Genomic DNA, 17,804 nt, shown 5'->3' with positions numbered 1-17,804 from the left:
AAATTTTTCATAATTGCATCTAACACACAAAACATAATGCTTCGTTTCCTCATCAATCAAGATAACAAAAGGATACTCTTAGTCAGTAGCTTAATGATGATTATGCTTATCCTGCTGACGAGTCTTACTGTGTATAACGTGATGCAACGAAAAATCGAAACAATGGCTATTTCAGGTCTTGAAGTTGCATTAGAAAATAAGGCCAAACATATTGAAAAACAAATCACACACTCCATAGCTAATACGAAAGCAATATCAACTCGTATCTTTCTCACACAAAGCTTGGAAAAGTTTTATTCTGATAACTCCCAAAAAGAAGGTATTGAAGGGCTTACACAATCAGCAAAAAAAATACTATCCACTCACTTCTCAGGTATCGAGTTCTATGACACTAATGATAATTTGATTTTAGGTGCAGGCAACCTCTCCAAACAGGGGAAACTTGCTGTGAAATTGAATACAGAATCGGATATCAACACAATTTTATTCTGGAATCACGGCTTCATTGTACGAAATTCGATTCAGCTTATAAATGAATACAGCGAACCTATTGGTCGTGTCATCACAGAAGAACGTATGCCTGATCTCACTAGGGTCTTTACAGAGGCAGCCCTCATCGGTAATACCGGCGATTTTCTACTTTGCGCGCCTATCAAAGGCAATGATCTTGAAATGGATTGCTTTCTACGTACCGTTAACGATGACAAATTTAAACGTATGCAGCGTATTATAAATAATGAGCCGCTTCCGGTACATTTTGCATTAGAAGGTCAATCTGGCATTATATTTACTAAAGATTATCGGCAAATCGAAGTTGTCGCTACATATACTCCCATTGCCTATGGTCTTGGTGCCGTTCTCAAAATAAATAAAGATGAGTTAAACAATTACACAGCAGTCCAACTCAGAACAATCATATTTTATATGGCACTAATCTTGTTCTTTGGGATTGCAATAATAAACTGGCTTACTTTCCCGCTAATTCAAAGAATTATTGGTCAAAAAGAATTGTATCTAAAAGAACGCTTGAATGAGAGCACCTGCTTACAGAAAATCAGAAACAATCTGGATCTGAATCAAGGCACGGAAGAAACTTGCAAAAATATTTTAAAATCTTTGTTGCCGGTTTTTGAATTTCAAGAATTGACTGTCGCCATGATTAAGCTTCAAGAAAAACAATACTTCACTCCTAATTATCAAGAGAACTTACCCAATTGTATAACTGCAGCCATCGTATCTGGTGGACAACAGTGCGGTTTGCTGCAAGTAGCATATATTAGCAGCTCCACATCGACACTAACTTATCAGCAAAATCTAATAGACACCATTGCACATGACCTAGGCCGATGGTATGAGCGCAAGGAAGCTGAAAAGCGCATCATTAAAATGGCAACCCATGATGCATTAACGGGTTTACCCAATCGGCATTTGCTTCAGGATCGCATCCAGCAGGCATTGGCTTATGATATGCGCCTACAACGACAAATGGCAGTACTATTTATTGATCTAGATCATTTCAAAACTATCAATGATTCACTCGGTCATGAAATTGGGGATTTACTATTAAAAGCCGTCGCAGATAGACTAAAGTTTTGTATTCGCAACGAAGATACAGTTGCCCGTCAGGGAGGCGATGAATTTATTGTAGTGCTAAATTCTATCGCCGAGTCACTGGATGCCGCTAAAGTGGCTCAGAAAATTCTGGACTCACTGATGCAATCATTCCATATCCATAACAACGAGTTACATATTAATGGCAGTATAGGCATTGCGGTTTTTCCTGATGATGGTGTCAATGCGGAAATACTGCTTAAGAACAGCGATGTCGCCATGTATCATGCCAAGAAAAATGGACGCAATAATTATCAATTTTTCACCGATGAGCTAAATAAGTCAGCATACGAAAGACATATCCTCAGCCTTGATTTACGTTATGCATTGGAACGAAATGAATTGCTTTTATACTATCAACCTGTCATGGATATGCCCAATCATAATTTATATGGCGTTGAAGCACTATTGCGCTGGCGACATCCTGAGCAGAAACTGATTACTCCCGATAAATTTATTAACTTGGCAGAAGAAACAGGATTGATTATTCCAATTGGTGAATGGGTACTAAAGACAGTCTGCATGCAAATAAAAGCCTGGCAAGATCAAGGTTTCTATGTACCCAGAGTTGCCATTAACCTGTCTGCGCGGCAATTCCGTGACAAGGATTTAATTAATAATATCTCACGCATACTAAGCGAAACCGGAGTTAAAGCCGAATATATCGCCTTGGAAATAACTGAAAGCATGCTGATTGATAATATCGAAAAGGTAGTGGAAACACTCAATCGTCTCCATGCAATGGGTCTACACATCTCGATTGATGATTTCGGCACTGGCTACTCGAGCCTCAGTTATCTAAAACAATTCCCCATTCACACACTTAAAATAGATCGCTCATTTGTGCGTGACCTTGTAACCGACAAAAATGACCGAACCATTGTCGCCGCAATAATTGCAATGGCACATAGCCTGGAAATGGAAGTTATCGCGGAGGGTATAGAAATTGAGGAACAATTAAATTTTCTAGTGACACAAAAGTGCAATCACTATCAAGGCTATTACTTCAGCAAACCAGTTACTGTCTCTGAAATTGAGCTTATGCTAATGAACTCAGTAGCTCACTCGAACAAGATTCGAGCTATCGGTTCAGCGAAATAACCTGCTCTTGAAAATTCACACCTCTCCCCCACTTAGGCATCAACAACCTATAACGGGAGAATTTTATGCGCTTTGACAAACTGACCACTAAATTCCAACAAGCATTTGCTGATGCGCAGAGCATCGCTATTGGGCAGGACAATCCAAATATAGAACCGCAACACCTGCTGCTGGCATTATTGCAACAAGAAGATGGCAGTACGCGTTCTCTACTGCAACGCTCCGGCGTTAATACCGCTCCATTGCTGGAAAGTATCAAGCAAAACATTTCTCGCTTGCCCAAAATTGAGAATTCAGGTGGCGAAGTCAATATTTCCCGTAGTTTGAATAATCTACTCAACTTAGCTGATAAAGATGCACAAAAACGCAACGATCAGTTTATTGCCTCTGAAATGTTTCTTTTGGCAGTCTTGCAGGATAAAGGAGAAATAGGGGCATTGTTAAAACAGTTTGGCGCCAACACCACAGCCTTGGAAAAAGCGATTAATGCCGTACGAGGTGGTGAACAGATCGGTAGTGCTGAAGCCGAAGGTAGTCGTGAAGCATTAAAAAAATATACCCTGGATCTTACTGAACGTGCGCGTCAAGGCAAACTGGATCCAGTGATAGGACGTGATGATGAAATTCGTCGAGCAATCCAAGTCTTGCAACGACGCACCAAAAACAATCCCGTTCTGATTGGTGAGCCTGGAGTGGGCAAAACTGCGATCGTTGAAGGCTTGGCGCAACGCATTATCAATGGTGAAGTACCTGAAAGCTTGAAAGACAAGCGTGTTCTCAGTCTAGATATGGCTGCGTTACTGGCAGGCGCAAAATACCGCGGTGAATTTGAAGAGCGCCTCAAATCCGTGCTGAAAGAACTTGCGCAAGACGAAGGCAAAACGATTGTATTCATCGATGAACTGCATACGATGGTGGGTGCCGGCAAAGCTGAAGGCGCAATGGATGCAGGCAATATGTTGAAACCGGCCTTAGCACGCGGAGAATTACATTGCGTTGGCGCAACAACACTCAATGAGTACCGTAAATACATTGAAAAAGATGCTGCGCTAGAACGGCGCTTCCAGAAGGTCCTGGTAGAAGAACCCACTGTGGAGGCCACCATTGCAATATTGCGCGGCTTACAAGAAAAATACGAAGTACATCACGGTGTAGACATTACTGACCCCGCCATTGTTGCTGCTGCAGAATTATCCAATCGCTATATTACCGACCGTTTCCTGCCTGACAAAGCTATTGATCTAATTGACGAAGCTGCGGCGAGAATTCGCATGGAGATTGATTCTAAGCCTGAGGTGTTGGATAAACTGGATCGCCGCTTGATACAACTTAAAATTGAACGTGAAGCGATTAAAAAAGAAAAAGATGAAGCATCACAAAAACGACTTCAACTTTTGGAAGAAGAAATCAAGCAGAAGGAACGCGAGTATACTGATTTAGCTGAAATCTGGAAAACCGAGAAATTCCAAGTGTTAGGTTCTCAGCAAATCAAGGAAACAATGGAAAAACTCAAGTTGGAAATAGAAGCCGCAACTCGTAAAGGAGATTGGCAGAAGGTTTCAGAGTTGCAGTATGGCCAACTGCCGCAATTAGAAGCCCAATTGCAACAAACAGCAGGAAATGAATCAAATTCTGCACCCGCGCCTAAATTATTACGCACCCAAGTGGGTGCCGAAGAAATCGCAGAAGTTGTGTCTCGCGCTACCGGTATTCCTGTATCAAAAATGATGCAGGGTGAACGTGAAAAGTTGCTTCTGATGGAACACAAGCTACATGATCGGGTTGTTGGTCAGGATGAAGCTGTACGCCTAGTTTCAGACGCGATCAGGCGCTCCCGCGCCGGACTGGCCGATCCCAACCGTCCTTATGGATCGTTCTTGTTCCTGGGGCCAACCGGGGTAGGAAAAACAGAACTATGCAAAGCACTTGCTGGTTTTCTGTTTGATTCCGAGGATCATTTAATCCGCGTCGATATGTCTGAATTCATGGAGAAACATTCGGTCGCCCGACTGATTGGGGCCCCACCAGGCTATGTCGGCTATGAAGAAGGCGGTTACTTAACCGAGCTTGTGCGCAGAAAGCCTTATGCGGTTATTTTGCTGGATGAAGTCGAAAAAGCGCACCCGGATGTATTTAATGTGTTGCTGCAAGTATTGGACGATGGACGAATGACTGATGGTCAGGGACGCACTGTCGATTTCAAAAATACAGTCATCGTCATGACATCCAATTTGGGATCACAGATGATTCAGGAAATGTCAGGAAATGAGTACTCTGCCATCAAGCAGGCTGTCATGAATGAAGTAAAAATATATTTTCGTCCTGAATTTATTAATCGCATTGATGAAGTGGTAGTATTTCATGCTTTGGATGAAAAACACATTCAATCAATTGCCCGAATACAGTTGCATTATCTTGAAGCAAGATTGGCCAAAATGGAAATGCAATTACAAGTTAGTGAAGCAGCGCTCACCGCCCTTTCTCAAGCAGGGTTCGATCCGGTATTTGGTGCGCGTCCTTTAAAACGAGCTATCCAAACACAAATTGAGAATCCGCTTGCCAAAGAAATTCTGGAGGGTAAATTTGTTGCAAAAGACACAATTCAAGCCGACTACAGCGACGGCATTATCAGCTTTACCAAAAAGCATGAATAATCTTACAGCATGCCAATCTAGTTGGGCATTACCTCTAATTCAGAACGCATGTAAGTAAAGATAAAATATGCTGGAACACATAGTGAAACTAATTAAACAATATTAGTTTGAGGTAAAATAAGCCTTTTTATTGGATAGATTGTCATGTTTAAAGGTAGCTTGGTTGCTATCGTCACCCCCATGGATGAAGAGGGTGGACTAGATTTAGATCGTTTCCGTTCTCTTCTGGATTTTCATATAAACCAGGGTACAGATGGCGTTGTGATAGTTGGCACCACAGGTGAATCTCCAACAGTGGATTTTGATGAACACCACCTGTTAATGCGCACAGCGGTAGATCATGTCGCAGGACGAATACCGGTGATAGCAGGAACTGGTGCAAACTCAACACGTGAGGCTATTGATCTATCCATTTTTGCTAAGAATTCAGGGGTGGATGCCTGCCTCTCGGTTGCTCCTTATTACAACAAACCCACCCAGGAAGGGCTATATCAGCACTTTAAAACAATTGCTGAGGCAGTTGATATCCCGCATATTCTATACAATGTCCCTGGAAGAACCGTAGCTGATATTCATAACGATACCGCACTTCGTCTAGCACCGATTCCTAATATTGTTGGTATTAAAGATGCAACAGGCAATATCGGACGAGGTTGTGATCTATTGTTACGCGCACCTCCCGAATTTTTCATTTATAGTGGCGATGATATTAGCGCATTAGCATTATTGCTGTTAGGGGGACATGGCGTTATTTCAGTTACCGCAAATGTGGCTCCCAGAATGATGCATGAGATGTGCATTGCCGCGCTTTCGGGAGAGATAAATACTGCGAGGTCGTTAAATAATAAGCTTCTGCGCTTGCATACAGACTTATTTGTCGAAGCCAACCCCATTCCTGTGAAATGGGCCGCTACACAAATGGGATTGATAAATTCTGGAATTCGTTTGCCACTAACACCATTATCTGCTCAATACCATCAGCTTATACGCGAAGCAATGCAGCTGGCGGATATCCACACGACTTAAAGAGGTAAAATGTCAACCATGAAGTGGCGAAAAATAACCTTGCCGTGCCTGATACTAATGCTCTCAATGACAAGCATAGGTTGCAATATGTTTCCTGAAACCAAGAATATTGATTACAAATCGGCCGGCAAAGCACCCGCTCTGGATGTACCTCCTGACTTGGTTCAACCTGACATTGATGAGCGCTATTCGATTCCAGAACTGAGTTCACCTGGAAGCACAACATTTTCCAGCTATAGCAACGAACGGGGCGAGCGGCAAAACACCAGTTCATCTTCTTTACTACCATCATCTTTTCAGGATGTGCATATTGAACGCTCAGGAACACAGCGCTGGCTAGTTATTCCCCAATCGCCTGAAACTGTATGGCCGGTAATTAAAGAATTTTGGCAAGAACTTGGTTTCCTGATCAAAACAGAAGTTCCAGAGGCTGGAATTATGGAAACAGATTGGGCAGAGAATCGAGCCAAGATTCCGCAAGATATTATACGCTCTGTACTTTCCACTGTTCTCGATAGCATTTATTCCACCGCTGAGCGCGATAAATTTCGTACCCGCCTGGAGCGAAACGAGATAGGTAATACGGAAGTATATATCAGCCACCGCGGTATGATCGAAGTATTGCAAAGCGGCCCTCTCAATCGCACCATCTGGCAACCACGCCCGGCCGATCCTGATCTCGAAGCTGAAATGCTCTCGCGTTTAATGATGCGCTTCGGCGTTGAGGAGCAAAAGGCTAAACTGGAATTAGCTACTAGCAAAAATAATACTTCTGTTGAACGTGCTTACATCGACCAAGAAGGAACAACCCTGGTTATCAATGAGGCATTTGACCGATCCTGGCGACGTGTTGGTTTGGCACTTGATCGAATTGGTTTTACCGTTGAAGATCGCAATCGTGAAGAAGGCATTTATTTTGTGCGCTATGTCGATCCCGATGTAGACAGCAAGAAGAAAGGCGACGATAAAGGGATTTTATCAAATATAATGTTCTGGCGTAGTGACGACAAGGATGCTGCCAAAGCCGCAAAATTTCGTATACAGGTTCATAACACTGGAGCCAACACATGCAAAGTAACTTTCTTAAGTGATGACGGATCAACCGTTAACTCCGCCACATCCAGCCGCATCCTAAAACTGTTGCATGAGCAGCTAAAATGAAGCCTCCGGCCAGAAAAAACTACCGCGCTCCACCTTGAAAATATAAACGCAATTTTATACGTTCCTTTCGAGAGCGCTTTAGCCGATGTCACCGCTTCCAGTTTTGCTTCGTCCATGTCCGATCTCTATACCTCACATGTTGAGCAATTCACAATATGCAAACCTCTCAGACTTATTTCATATCGCAAGGGACACTTGACAGCAACCCTCAAAACGTAATTTTTTTCTGAAACCTGTGGAAAAAAACAAAATTAACTGCTATCTTACGAACATAAAAATAAATTTCCCTCGTTATTTATAACTAAAAAGGAAAGGGAGTATTTCATGACCAAAGTAATCTCAATTCCAAACATTAGAAATCAGAATCGTCGCCGAACCGTACCTTTCATTTGCACCTATCACTTGGGAATTAAAATCGGAAGAAGGCTAGGTGAACGTAGAGTTCCTCAAAAAGGAATGCCGGAATATGTAGATCGCTATCCTGGGCATTTGATGGTTTGTATGGTTGCCATTTTATTCTTAGGTGTGCTAGATGCTTTCTTTACACTCAATATTCTAGCTAGAGGTGGAGAAGAACTGAATTGGGTTATGGCACAACTGATTGAAGATAGCACGCAAAAATTTATCAGCTTTAAGCTGGCACTTACATCAATGGCGCTGATATTGCTGATTATTCATCATAATGTACGACTTACTGAAAAAATACGTGTGTGGCATATCAAGTATTTGATTCTTTCCGGTTACACAGTATTGATTGGTTATGAATTATATTTACTGAAGCTTGCAGAATTTTATTGAATTCATCATTGGTATCAGAATTGTCATTGGAAAAATTAATTTCGTTTCGATGTGAAATAGCTGGCTACTTTCCTCAAATCATCAAGTGCTAATGTACCGGCAGCTTGTTGCAGCCGAAGATATGCCAACAAGTAGTTATATCTTGCTTGAGCAAGATCACGTCGAGCTGTGTGTAATTGCTGCTGAGCGTCCAAAAGATTCAAATTAATACGAATACCCCCACGAATACTTTTTTGTGTTGCTTCCACAAGCAGTTCAGCTGATTTCACTGCCATTTCCAAGGACTCAATCCTTTTGACGCTACTCATTAACAGATTGTATTGCTTGCGAAGCTCGACCAACACCTGGAGGGTTGCTGCGTCTAACTCAGCCTCAGCGCGAGCGTGATTCGCAACTGCTTGTGCGGTGAGAGCATTTACACGCCCTCCTGAATAGATAGGCATATTAACTTCAATTCCGATCGTTCCAAATTCCGCATCCAAACCTTGCGTAACAAAAGAACCTCTCTTATTTTTTTGTAGACTGGCAACTAAATCAACGCGGGGTAAATGACCAGCATGGTTTTTCTTAATTTCTTCTTTGCCCGAAACAACATTATGACGTTGCGTCACCAACTCAGCGTTTTGTTCGAGCGCCAAAGCTTGCCAAGTGTCATAGCCATCCGGAAGCTGTATTGTCTGAGAGCTAAAAGTATCATTTAAACGAACCAACTGTGTTATTTTTTGCCCTATCAATGCTTCCAGCTTAAGTTGTGCAATTTCTAGCTCATCTTTTGCTTCAATTATTTTTGCTTGTGCCAGCGAATACTTAGATTGTGTTTCCAAAACATCAGTTGTAGTTCCCTCTCCTCTCTGCAGCATGCGCTCATTGACGCGTTTGAGTTCTTCAAGGGCATCAACCTCTGTCTCAGCAATTCTTACACGATCTTGTGCTAACAAAGTTTCAACATAAGCTTCCACGACTCGAACTAAAAGCTGCTGACCATGCCCAAGAAATTTTGCACGGCTAGAATCAGCCCTGGCTTTTCCTTGCTGATATCCAGCTATTGCTTCAAGATTGAATAAAGGCTGGCGCAAAGTTAGCGTACTGACTTGTCCATCAAAATTCAGCGGCTGAGAACCCGCACCTGTATCCAATGTACCTGAATTCTTGTTTTGGGCATGCGTTACGGCTAAGCTTGGCAACAAACTGGCACGCCCGATGATTTCGGCTTGCTGACCTGCTTCATTTTCGTGCAAAGCGGAGCGATAGATTGGGTCATGCTGCAATGCCGCTTCATAAGCATCCAAGAGGTTCAGAGCATGGGCTAAATTAGTTGCATTGAAGAATAATACAAAAATAATTATTAAGATCTTATGATAAAAAGCGATCATTGCAACTACTCTTCGCTTAGGGAGGAATGGACGCGATCAAGAATTGGTTTAAATAGATAATTCATAAGTGAACGTTCACCTGTTTTAATAAATATTTCAACCGGCATACCTGCCCGTATTTGTTCATCGGCCAATTGCTTCATACCTTCTGGTGTTACTTTAGCTTTAATACTATAAAATGGAAATCCGCTGTTTGCATCAACAAGTCGATCTGCCGACACTTGGGTAACAGTACCAGGAATATTGGGCGTTTTCTTTTGATTCAGCGCAGAAAAAATTAAATCTACTGGAAGATCAACATGAATTTTATCAATTAGATGTACAGGCACCTGGCCCGTAATAATCAGCATATCATCGCTTGGAACAATATCCATCAACTTAGATCCTGGGGCGATTACACCACCTTCTGTAAATACATTCATGCCGACAACAATACCATCAACGGGCGCCTTAACTTCTAATGTCGCCAATTCAAAATCCTGTCCAATCAGGCGGCTTCTTAATGCTTCAGCTTCCCGCTGCACATCAGACAATGTTTGTCTAACCTCTTTCTGATATTCCTGCAACCGGTGAATGCGGCGTTGTTCAAGCTCCGTAATCTGACGTTGCGTACGCCCAATATCCCCAATGTCGGAAGAAATTTCTCCTGTGAGTTGCGTATAACTCCGCTCAAGTTCCAGAACACGATTGCGGGGAACAAAACCATCCATGGCCAGATCGCGTAAACTGAAAAGTTGTTCTTCAAGGAACTTAAGTTGCTGGTTTTTACTGACTCTTGATGACTCCAACCCCCGCAACTGTAATTTCAGACCCGCAGTATTTTCATCAATTGCAGCAATCTCATGTTGCAAAGCAAGTCTACGCGATGAGAATAGTTGATTTTGAATACTATTATTATTAGCAATACGCGAATCATTTTGTGAAGCAAATTCATTCGGAAAGGTGATTTCATTAGCCCCATCGCGTTCTGCCAATAACCTTGCTTCGATTGCACGCGCTGCATAGAGTTGACTACGGGTTATTTCTGCTTGAGCTTTGATCTGCACATCATTCATGCGTACCAGGATCTGCCCTAGTTTTACGTGATCACCTTCTCTAATCAAGATTTTATCAATAATACCGCCAGTCTGATGCTGCACTGCCTGAAGATGACTCGCCACGGTGACGGTTCCCATGACAGGGACTCCTTTATCTAAAGGGGCGATCGATGACCATAGAACAAATCCACAAAACCCAGCCAAGACAATCCACCAACCGAGCCTGGTATAAGTCGTTTCATCAGTCTTAACCTGCGTGGATAGATCAACTACTGGAATACTCTCAATAATTGATTCTTTTTCTTCAGCAACAAGCTTCATTTTTATTCCTATTCGTTGATCGAAGTATTTATTCTCAATATATGATAGAACGGAACGACATCTTTCAGTTTAGCTAGTTTCCGCGTCAGTTACATCAGTAGCTTGTGGTGCTTGAGTAGTGGTCTGATTTTCAGCTTTCTTTTGTGCCAGCAATGCCTGTTGAGTTTGCTGTTGTTTTGTCAAAGCCTCGATTACTTCTTTGGTAGGGCCAAACATTTTTACCATGCCATCCTGTAATAGTAATAGTTTGCTGGTCGCGCCTAGAATACTGGTTCGGTGTGTAATCAAGACGATAGTTTTCCCACGTTTACGCAAATCGATGATGGCAGCCAGAAGCGCTTGCTCACCCACATCATCAAGATTTGAATTGGGCTCATCCAGAACGATTAATGAAGGATCATCGTACATTGCACGCGCTAAACCAATGCGTTGCTTTTGCCCGCCGGAGAGTCCCGCGCCACCGCCACCAAGCACCGTATCGTAGCCTTCAGGCATATTTAGAATCATTTCATGAACACCTGCTCGTTTAGCTGCGAGAATAACCTTCTCTGCATGAATTTCTCCAAAACGCGCAATATTTTCTGAAACCGTGCCTGCAAATAGCTCAATATCTTGGGGTAAATACCCGATGTGCGGACCCAGCTCATCTTTGTTCCAAAGATATACATCCGCGCCATCCAATCTTACTTTCCCCGAAGCGGCCGGCCATACGCCAACTAATAATCGAGCCAGTGTGGATTTTCCAGACCCACTGGGGCCAATAACGCCGAGAACCTCGCCAGCATTAAGAGAGAATGAGATACCTTTAATAACCGGCACTTTTCCGCCAGGTGGAGCTGCAGCAACACTTTCAACATTAATGATACCGGCTGGCTTTGGCAATGCCATCCCCGCTTCACGTGCCGGATTATGTTCAAGTAGCTGAGTGAGGCGCTCATAAGCGCTACGCGTACTCCCAATTTGCTTCCACACGCTGATCAATAACTGAACCGGCGCTATGGCTCTACCTAATAGTATCGAGCCAGCAATCATCATCCCGGGAGTGATGCTATTCTCTAAAACCAATAGCGCACCTAATCCCAGCATGAGCGACTGCAATGCCACAGTGAAAGACTTAGATAATGCAGTCATCACGCCTGCTTTTTCACTGGCTTCAGCTTGTAAATTAAGAAAGCGACTGTGTAATTTATACCAGCGAGATTGTATATTAGGCAACATACCCATGGCTTCAATTACTTCAGCATTACGCAGATTATTTGATGCTACATTGGTAGAAGCGATAGCCATCGAATTGGCCTCGGCTAAAGGCTTGTGTGATATTTTTTCATTGATGTAAGCTAGTGTGATTAATATGACCGTACCACATAATGCAAAAACGCCCAAACCAGGATGGAACATGAATATTACGAGTAAATAAATCGGAAACCACGGTGCATCAAAAAAAGCGAATAAGGCATTGCCAGTTAAAAATTGCCGTAAATTTGTCAGATCTTTCAAAGCTTGACCAGCATTGCCATCACCTTGCTTCAAGCTTTCTTCGAAGGCAGCAGTATAGACGCGTTTATTCAATTTCATGTCGAGCTGTGCGCCGACCCGGATTAATACAAAGCTGCGTATGTATTCTAGTGCGCCCATGAAAATATAAGCGCCTAGCATAATCAACGTTAACATTAATAAAGTTGTTTCGTTGCGACTGGTAAGAACACTGTCATAAAGCTGCAACATGTAAATGGCTGGCATAAGCATGAGCATATTAATGACCGCACTGAATACCCCAATGTTTCTGAAAGCTTTCTTAAAGCTAACTAGTACTTGCGCAACTTCATTCTGCGGAGCTCGAAATTTAAATTTCATCTATAAAACGCCATGATTGAGTGTTACTCGAATATAAATATGCAATTTATTGAATCAATTATAGTTGTTGATGGTTATTTTTGACTAGGTAAATCTTTTGCAGTCAATACGAATGCTCTAGGAAGAAAGTTCAGATCCCGTTGCAAATCTGAACAATCAAAATTTAAATTCTGATTCATTCTTTCGGCCATTGCCGACGTCCAATAACGATAACTTGGTAGCCACCGGATTCCCCATGAGGCGATCTGAAAAAGCCATAGCGGTATTGTCAATGTGCGCTGCGGTTGATGCAATGCTGCAAAAACGCAATTAACCATTGCCCGGTACGTTAAAGTTTCTCCTCCCGCTAAATTATAGGAACGATTTGCTAAACTTAAAGTGCTAAGCGCCTTATAACACGCGATCGCAACATCTTCAGCATGAATTGGCTGTCGCAAACCCTGAGCTGATCCTAACAGGGGAAAGAATCCAAACCGATGAATAAAATTCATTATTTCAGTAATATTTTTGTCCCGTCCATACCCATAAATCATTGTTGGTCGCAAAAATATCCATTCTATTTTATGCGCAGTCATCCATGCTTGTACCATCTCTTCGCTTTTGATCAGCTGCATTGCAATTTCTCGCTCCTTGGTGTCTGTGGATGCATTTTTCGTGAAACGGCTGGTGGAAGATAATACAACAATCCGACGAGCGCCATAGGCCAATAAGAGATCAAAATGTTCCGGTAATATCCAGATGGGAGCGACACATAGCCAAAAAGGAATAATCCTATTTTCTATGGAATCACTGAAATCAACAGTCGTATCAAGCTGACGCCAAATAATTTGTGGATGACTTTGTGTGAACAAACGACGTGAGAAGGCGGTAATGCGATAATTGTTTTGTAATAATTGGTTTAGTAGGCATTGACCCACCAGACTGGTTGCACCCAGTAACCCGACATGCTGTTCATTCATATTCTTATTTTCAACAGTTTATAACAGTATTGCGCGGAAAGGAACATCACAGCAATCCCAAAGCGAGACCATACCGCCAGAGAAACCAGCCCCATTAGCGCCTTTGGGTACTGTCGCTGAAAAAATTTTTGATAGAACCGTAGCATACCTTTATGTTTGTGCCATGAAACAAAAAACGGTCTGGAACGGCTGCAGGCTCCTTGAAAATGGACAACCGGAGCGTCGGGTATGAAAATAATCCTCCATTTCTTTTGCCTGAATCGCACGCAAAGATCTAAATCCTCGCAGTGTAAAAAATAATTTTCATCCCACAGACCCACTTTATCAATAGCTTCACGCTTTACTAGCATCAATGCGCCTGAAATTGCTTCGACTTCTATGGGTACTTGGGGTAATGGTTTGTTATTCAGGTGAAAATCAAAAAATAAGCGTGGCCAGAATTTCTCCAAGTGATACAACCCAAAAGCACGTACAAAAGCACGCCAAGGGGTAGGTATAGCTCTCCGTCCGCCACCTTGCTCGGAACCATCAGGATTAACCAAAAAACCACCGACCATGCCGATATGGGCATCTGACTCTATTATCTGAACCATACGCTGCAATGAATTTTCCTGCAAAATACAATCAGGATTTAGGAAAAGAATAAGCGGCTCAGTGGATAAATTAAGACCAGTATTGCAACCTGCGGCGAACCCTACATTGTTATGGAGACGGACAATGTGTAGTTTTTTTGATGAAAGCTTATTTTCCAATTCAATTAAGCTCGTATCCGAAGATGCATTATCAACTACGACGATTTGCTGGACCTGATGCAATACTGCATGCACACAATTTACCAGAAGCGAGCCACTATTATAGTTGACGATGACTACTGTTACAGGTTTGCTGCAAATGAAATTCAATTGGCTTTAACTCCAGTTTTGCTCCACGCTCTGTAATGAAAGAGATCGCAAAAAAGCTCGAAGCTGAGTAGTTGGTTTAAAGACATTTATCAATATATGAAGTACGAACACCATCATTTTACCGCCTTCAGCTAACATATAGCAGCATCTTATTCTTCTTACTTCATAAACAAAATGAATAAACTGGCCTCTGAATGCTTGGATCAAAATACCCATGATCACTCCCAGGCTCTTTAACGCACATTTTTCTTGGTAATATTTTTTGTATATGGGCAATGCCAAACACTGAGGCAGCGTGTTATATCATAAGGTTGATATCGACTAGATAGGCTTAATAAACTGCCTCCCAAACATGATGACAATTACACCAACCAAACAGATGCCTACACCAATCCAATCAGCGATAGCCGGACGAATTGCATCTATCGCCCACAACCACATCTAATGCCACACAAATATATATACCGCCATACGCCGCATAGACACGTCCTGCAGCTTGAGGATGAAGTGTCAGTAACCAAACAAAAATGCTAAGCTGATAGCTGCGGGGAAAAGCAGCCAAAGAGACCTTCCTTCTTTCAAGCAGAGATATGGCAGATAACAACCAATTATCTCCGGCCAAAGCGGTAACTACAAATAAACTCAACGTTCTGATGATTTCCATTACTCCTGTCCCAATAAAGGCAAATCATTTCTGAGATGTGACGATTAGGAAATAATTGTAACTTGATCTCAAAAAGAACACCATGAATCAAGCAGAACGCCATAATGCCAGACAGTATCGTTTTATTTCATGAATCGACTAGAAGAATTTAGTGGTGTGTTGCTGAAAGCGCCCCGAAGAAACGCTTGTTGCACGTTGACAGTAGCATTTAAGCAAAGCTGCTGAAATCATCCTACACAAATAAAACTAATTACAACTTAATATTTGATCTGAAAATGCACCGACATATAAAAAACTCGGTCGCTTGCGGCCGAGTTTTAGACATGATGACTATTTTTCTGCAGCTCCATAACCTTTCACTATGCGGTTAAAATACTTGATCAGTGAATGGTTTTTTTATAGAAGATCTCGATTGTTGAAAATGACGTCTGGCATACATGAAAAGGCTAAATCGATTATTTATGCCTAATTTCTTGAAAATTGCGGACAAGTGATTCCGTAATGTATATTCACTCATCTGTAAGTGCGCTGCAATCTGTTTGTTCTGTTCGCTACCACTAGCCTGTGAGAACACATTAACAATTTCGCTTTCCTTACGTGTAAGCCCACCAACCTTTCTAGTGTCGATAGAAGGGGAAGCTACCCTTCTCATGCGGAAGTTTTGTAGAAAAGCACGACTGGCTGTCTCTCGATCAAACCACACTTCTCCGTTATGAACCTTATCAATCACTTTAAGTATCGTCTGGATAGATTCTTTCTGGCACACAACGCCTCTCGCGCCTGCAATCACTGCTTGGTCAATGACTTTTTGATCGCGTGTTCTGCAAAAAATTACGACTTTTGTATCACCGTTATTGGCAAATTCAGAGATATAGTTTACGCAATTAATATCACCCAAATAAATATTGAGTATCAAAATATCCGGTCGTTTTTCCATGACCAGTCGTTTAGCAAGAAAAATATTTGCCGCTGTCCCAACAACTTCCATTTGCGGTTTCTGGTCATTGATCAATTTCTCCAATCCCCAGAGCACTATTTGCTGATCGTCAACTAAAAATACCCGGATTGGGTTTAGAGAAAATTGTTTTGCCAGCCTTACCGACTTATCAACATCATCATATCGATTGAAGTCAGAATCAGCCTTAGGATAGTTTTTTTCACTATCACATTCTTGGGCTCGGTTGCACAAGATCGCAACCAATGACATAGTGCGCTGAATGATTGATTCAGTGCTATAGCGTGTAAAATAAATACAAAGTTTGGAATTTTCGATCGGAAGGTTCAACTGGTGTATTAAACAGAGATCGTCACCGTTATCAAGCTCCATGTCTGTCAGAATAAGATCTGGTTTATCGATTTTTATTCTGAATGAAGCTGTTTTATTTGAATTGTATATACCAATAATATCGTATTCCCATCCTTTAATTATATTTTCCAAGTTCCCACCTGAAATATAATTACGAACCAAGACTAATACCCGTGGAACCTCTATTCTATTATGAGAAATTCTCTTCAATGCTGATTCTGTTTTTTTATTCATTGATCTTTGCCTTTTAAGAGTCCCACGACATTACAATTTTTTATTTGCAATGACGACAAACCACCTGTGTAAACGAATGTGAACGTGAGATGCCTGTCATCCTAATAAAAAAACCTATAAAAGAGAAAAAAGCATTCCACACTCGGCATGTTAATTCCACTTGTTAGTACAAAAGTTTCAGTAATGAACAAATAAATTAATCTTCAACTTATTTTTTCTTGAATTTTTATTACCTATCAACAGCCCAAAAGCATCGAGAGGGATAAAAATGCCTTAGGACTGTTTTCATGCTCAGTATGTCGGATATAAATCCCAGCTGTTCCAGATAGATTTTTGTGTAATTATTTCCCACACATAAATGAACTATACGTGGGAAATAATCCCATGTCAATGGTTTTGTAAGATTGCTCTGATCAATTTATATGAACAAGTAATAATCATATTTATCACAATTTTTTCTCAATCTTTGAAGATTCGATTTTCCAGAATTACTAGTTGCGCCGATTGACAAAACACACAACCGGCGGCATTCCTGTTGGTGTGATTGAGGTATTTGAGAATCTTTACTGGAATGATTAATTTATAATCGAGATTATTATTGTATAAGCAAATTTAAGAGAATTCTAATTAAGTTCCGTAACGAATTTAGAACGAACGGTGGTTTATAGATTACGTTTGCAGCAAGTGATATGTGCTGTGAATAATGGAGTCCATGTAGTTAAGCAACAGCTAGATTTGCATAGTATCGCTGGGTAAATTCTGCTGGTGATAGATAGCCAAGTCTTTCTTGCTCACACTGTCGG

The 17,804-nt window shown here is 41.6% G+C and carries 11 protein-coding genes and 1 pseudogene; 5 read left to right on the top strand and 7 right to left on the bottom strand.

Going from position 1 to position 17,804, the window contains the following annotated elements; translation table 11 throughout:
- The first annotated feature begins 93 nt into the window (after positions 1-93).
- The 5 genes from K2Q13_RS11985 (at position 94) to K2Q13_RS11965 (ending at position 8,351) form a co-directional block, all read left to right on the top strand.
- Positions 94-2,712, top strand: a complete 2,619-nt coding sequence (locus K2Q13_RS11985; protein WP_292921379.1) for an EAL domain-containing protein — start codon at positions 94-96, stop codon at positions 2,710-2,712.
- Positions 2,713-2,777: 65 nt separating this feature from the next.
- Complete coding sequence (clpB, locus tag K2Q13_RS11980) at positions 2,778-5,366, top strand: ATP-dependent chaperone ClpB (protein ID WP_292921378.1); 2,589 nt, start codon at positions 2,778-2,780, stop codon at positions 5,364-5,366.
- Positions 5,367-5,510: 144 nt separating this feature from the next.
- On the top strand, positions 5,511-6,392 hold the full coding sequence (dapA, locus tag K2Q13_RS11975; protein WP_292921376.1) for a 4-hydroxy-tetrahydrodipicolinate synthase: 882 nt from the start codon (positions 5,511-5,513) through the stop codon (positions 6,390-6,392).
- An 18-nt stretch (positions 6,393-6,410) separates the two neighbouring features.
- Complete coding sequence (gene bamC / locus K2Q13_RS11970) at positions 6,411-7,553, top strand: outer membrane protein assembly factor BamC (protein ID WP_292921392.1); 1,143 nt, start codon at positions 6,411-6,413, stop codon at positions 7,551-7,553.
- Between the two features lie 324 nt (positions 7,554-7,877).
- Positions 7,878-8,351, top strand: coding sequence for a DUF5658 family protein (locus K2Q13_RS11965; RefSeq protein WP_292921375.1), 474 nt, complete (start codon positions 7,878-7,880; stop codon positions 8,349-8,351).
- A 35-nt stretch (positions 8,352-8,386) separates the two neighbouring features.
- Here the strand turns inward: K2Q13_RS11965 and K2Q13_RS11960 are convergent, their stop codons facing one another.
- From K2Q13_RS11960 to K2Q13_RS11930, 7 genes and pseudogenes are all read right to left on the bottom strand, one after another.
- Positions 8,387-9,724 (bottom strand): TolC family outer membrane protein, encoded by a 1,338-nt coding sequence (locus K2Q13_RS11960; RefSeq protein ID WP_292921374.1) that lies wholly within the window; start codon positions 9,722-9,724, stop codon positions 8,387-8,389.
- A gap of 5 nt (positions 9,725-9,729) precedes the next feature.
- Positions 9,730-11,082, bottom strand: a complete 1,353-nt coding sequence (locus K2Q13_RS11955) for an HlyD family type I secretion periplasmic adaptor subunit (protein ID WP_292921373.1) — start codon at positions 11,080-11,082, stop codon at positions 9,730-9,732.
- 69 nt (positions 11,083-11,151) lie between these two features.
- Entirely contained in the window at positions 11,152-12,936 is a 1,785-nt protein-coding gene (locus tag K2Q13_RS11950) for a type I secretion system permease/ATPase (protein ID WP_292921372.1), read from the bottom strand.
- A 74-nt stretch (positions 12,937-13,010) separates the two neighbouring features.
- Complete coding sequence (locus K2Q13_RS11945; protein WP_292921371.1) at positions 13,011-13,895, bottom strand: NAD-dependent epimerase/dehydratase family protein; 885 nt, start codon at positions 13,893-13,895, stop codon at positions 13,011-13,013.
- Complete coding sequence (locus tag K2Q13_RS11940; protein ID WP_292921370.1) at positions 13,892-14,797, bottom strand: glycosyltransferase family 2 protein; 906 nt, start codon at positions 14,795-14,797, stop codon at positions 13,892-13,894. The genes K2Q13_RS11945 and K2Q13_RS11940 overlap by 4 nt, the downstream gene beginning before the upstream one ends.
- Before the next feature lie 321 nt (positions 14,798-15,118).
- A pseudogene (locus tag K2Q13_RS11935) lies at positions 15,119-15,461 on the bottom strand (YnfA family protein).
- A gap of 367 nt (positions 15,462-15,828) precedes the next feature.
- A complete protein-coding gene (locus tag K2Q13_RS11930; RefSeq protein ID WP_292921368.1) occupies positions 15,829-17,001 on the bottom strand; it encodes a DNA-binding response regulator in 1,173 nt (390 codons plus the stop codon).
- Positions 17,002-17,804: the final 803 nt, after the last annotated feature.

The organism is Nitrosomonas sp. (assembly GCF_019752095.1).
Lineage (GTDB): Bacteria > Pseudomonadota > Gammaproteobacteria > Burkholderiales > Nitrosomonadaceae > Nitrosomonas.
This window is presented reverse-complemented; position numbering and strand designations above follow the sequence as displayed.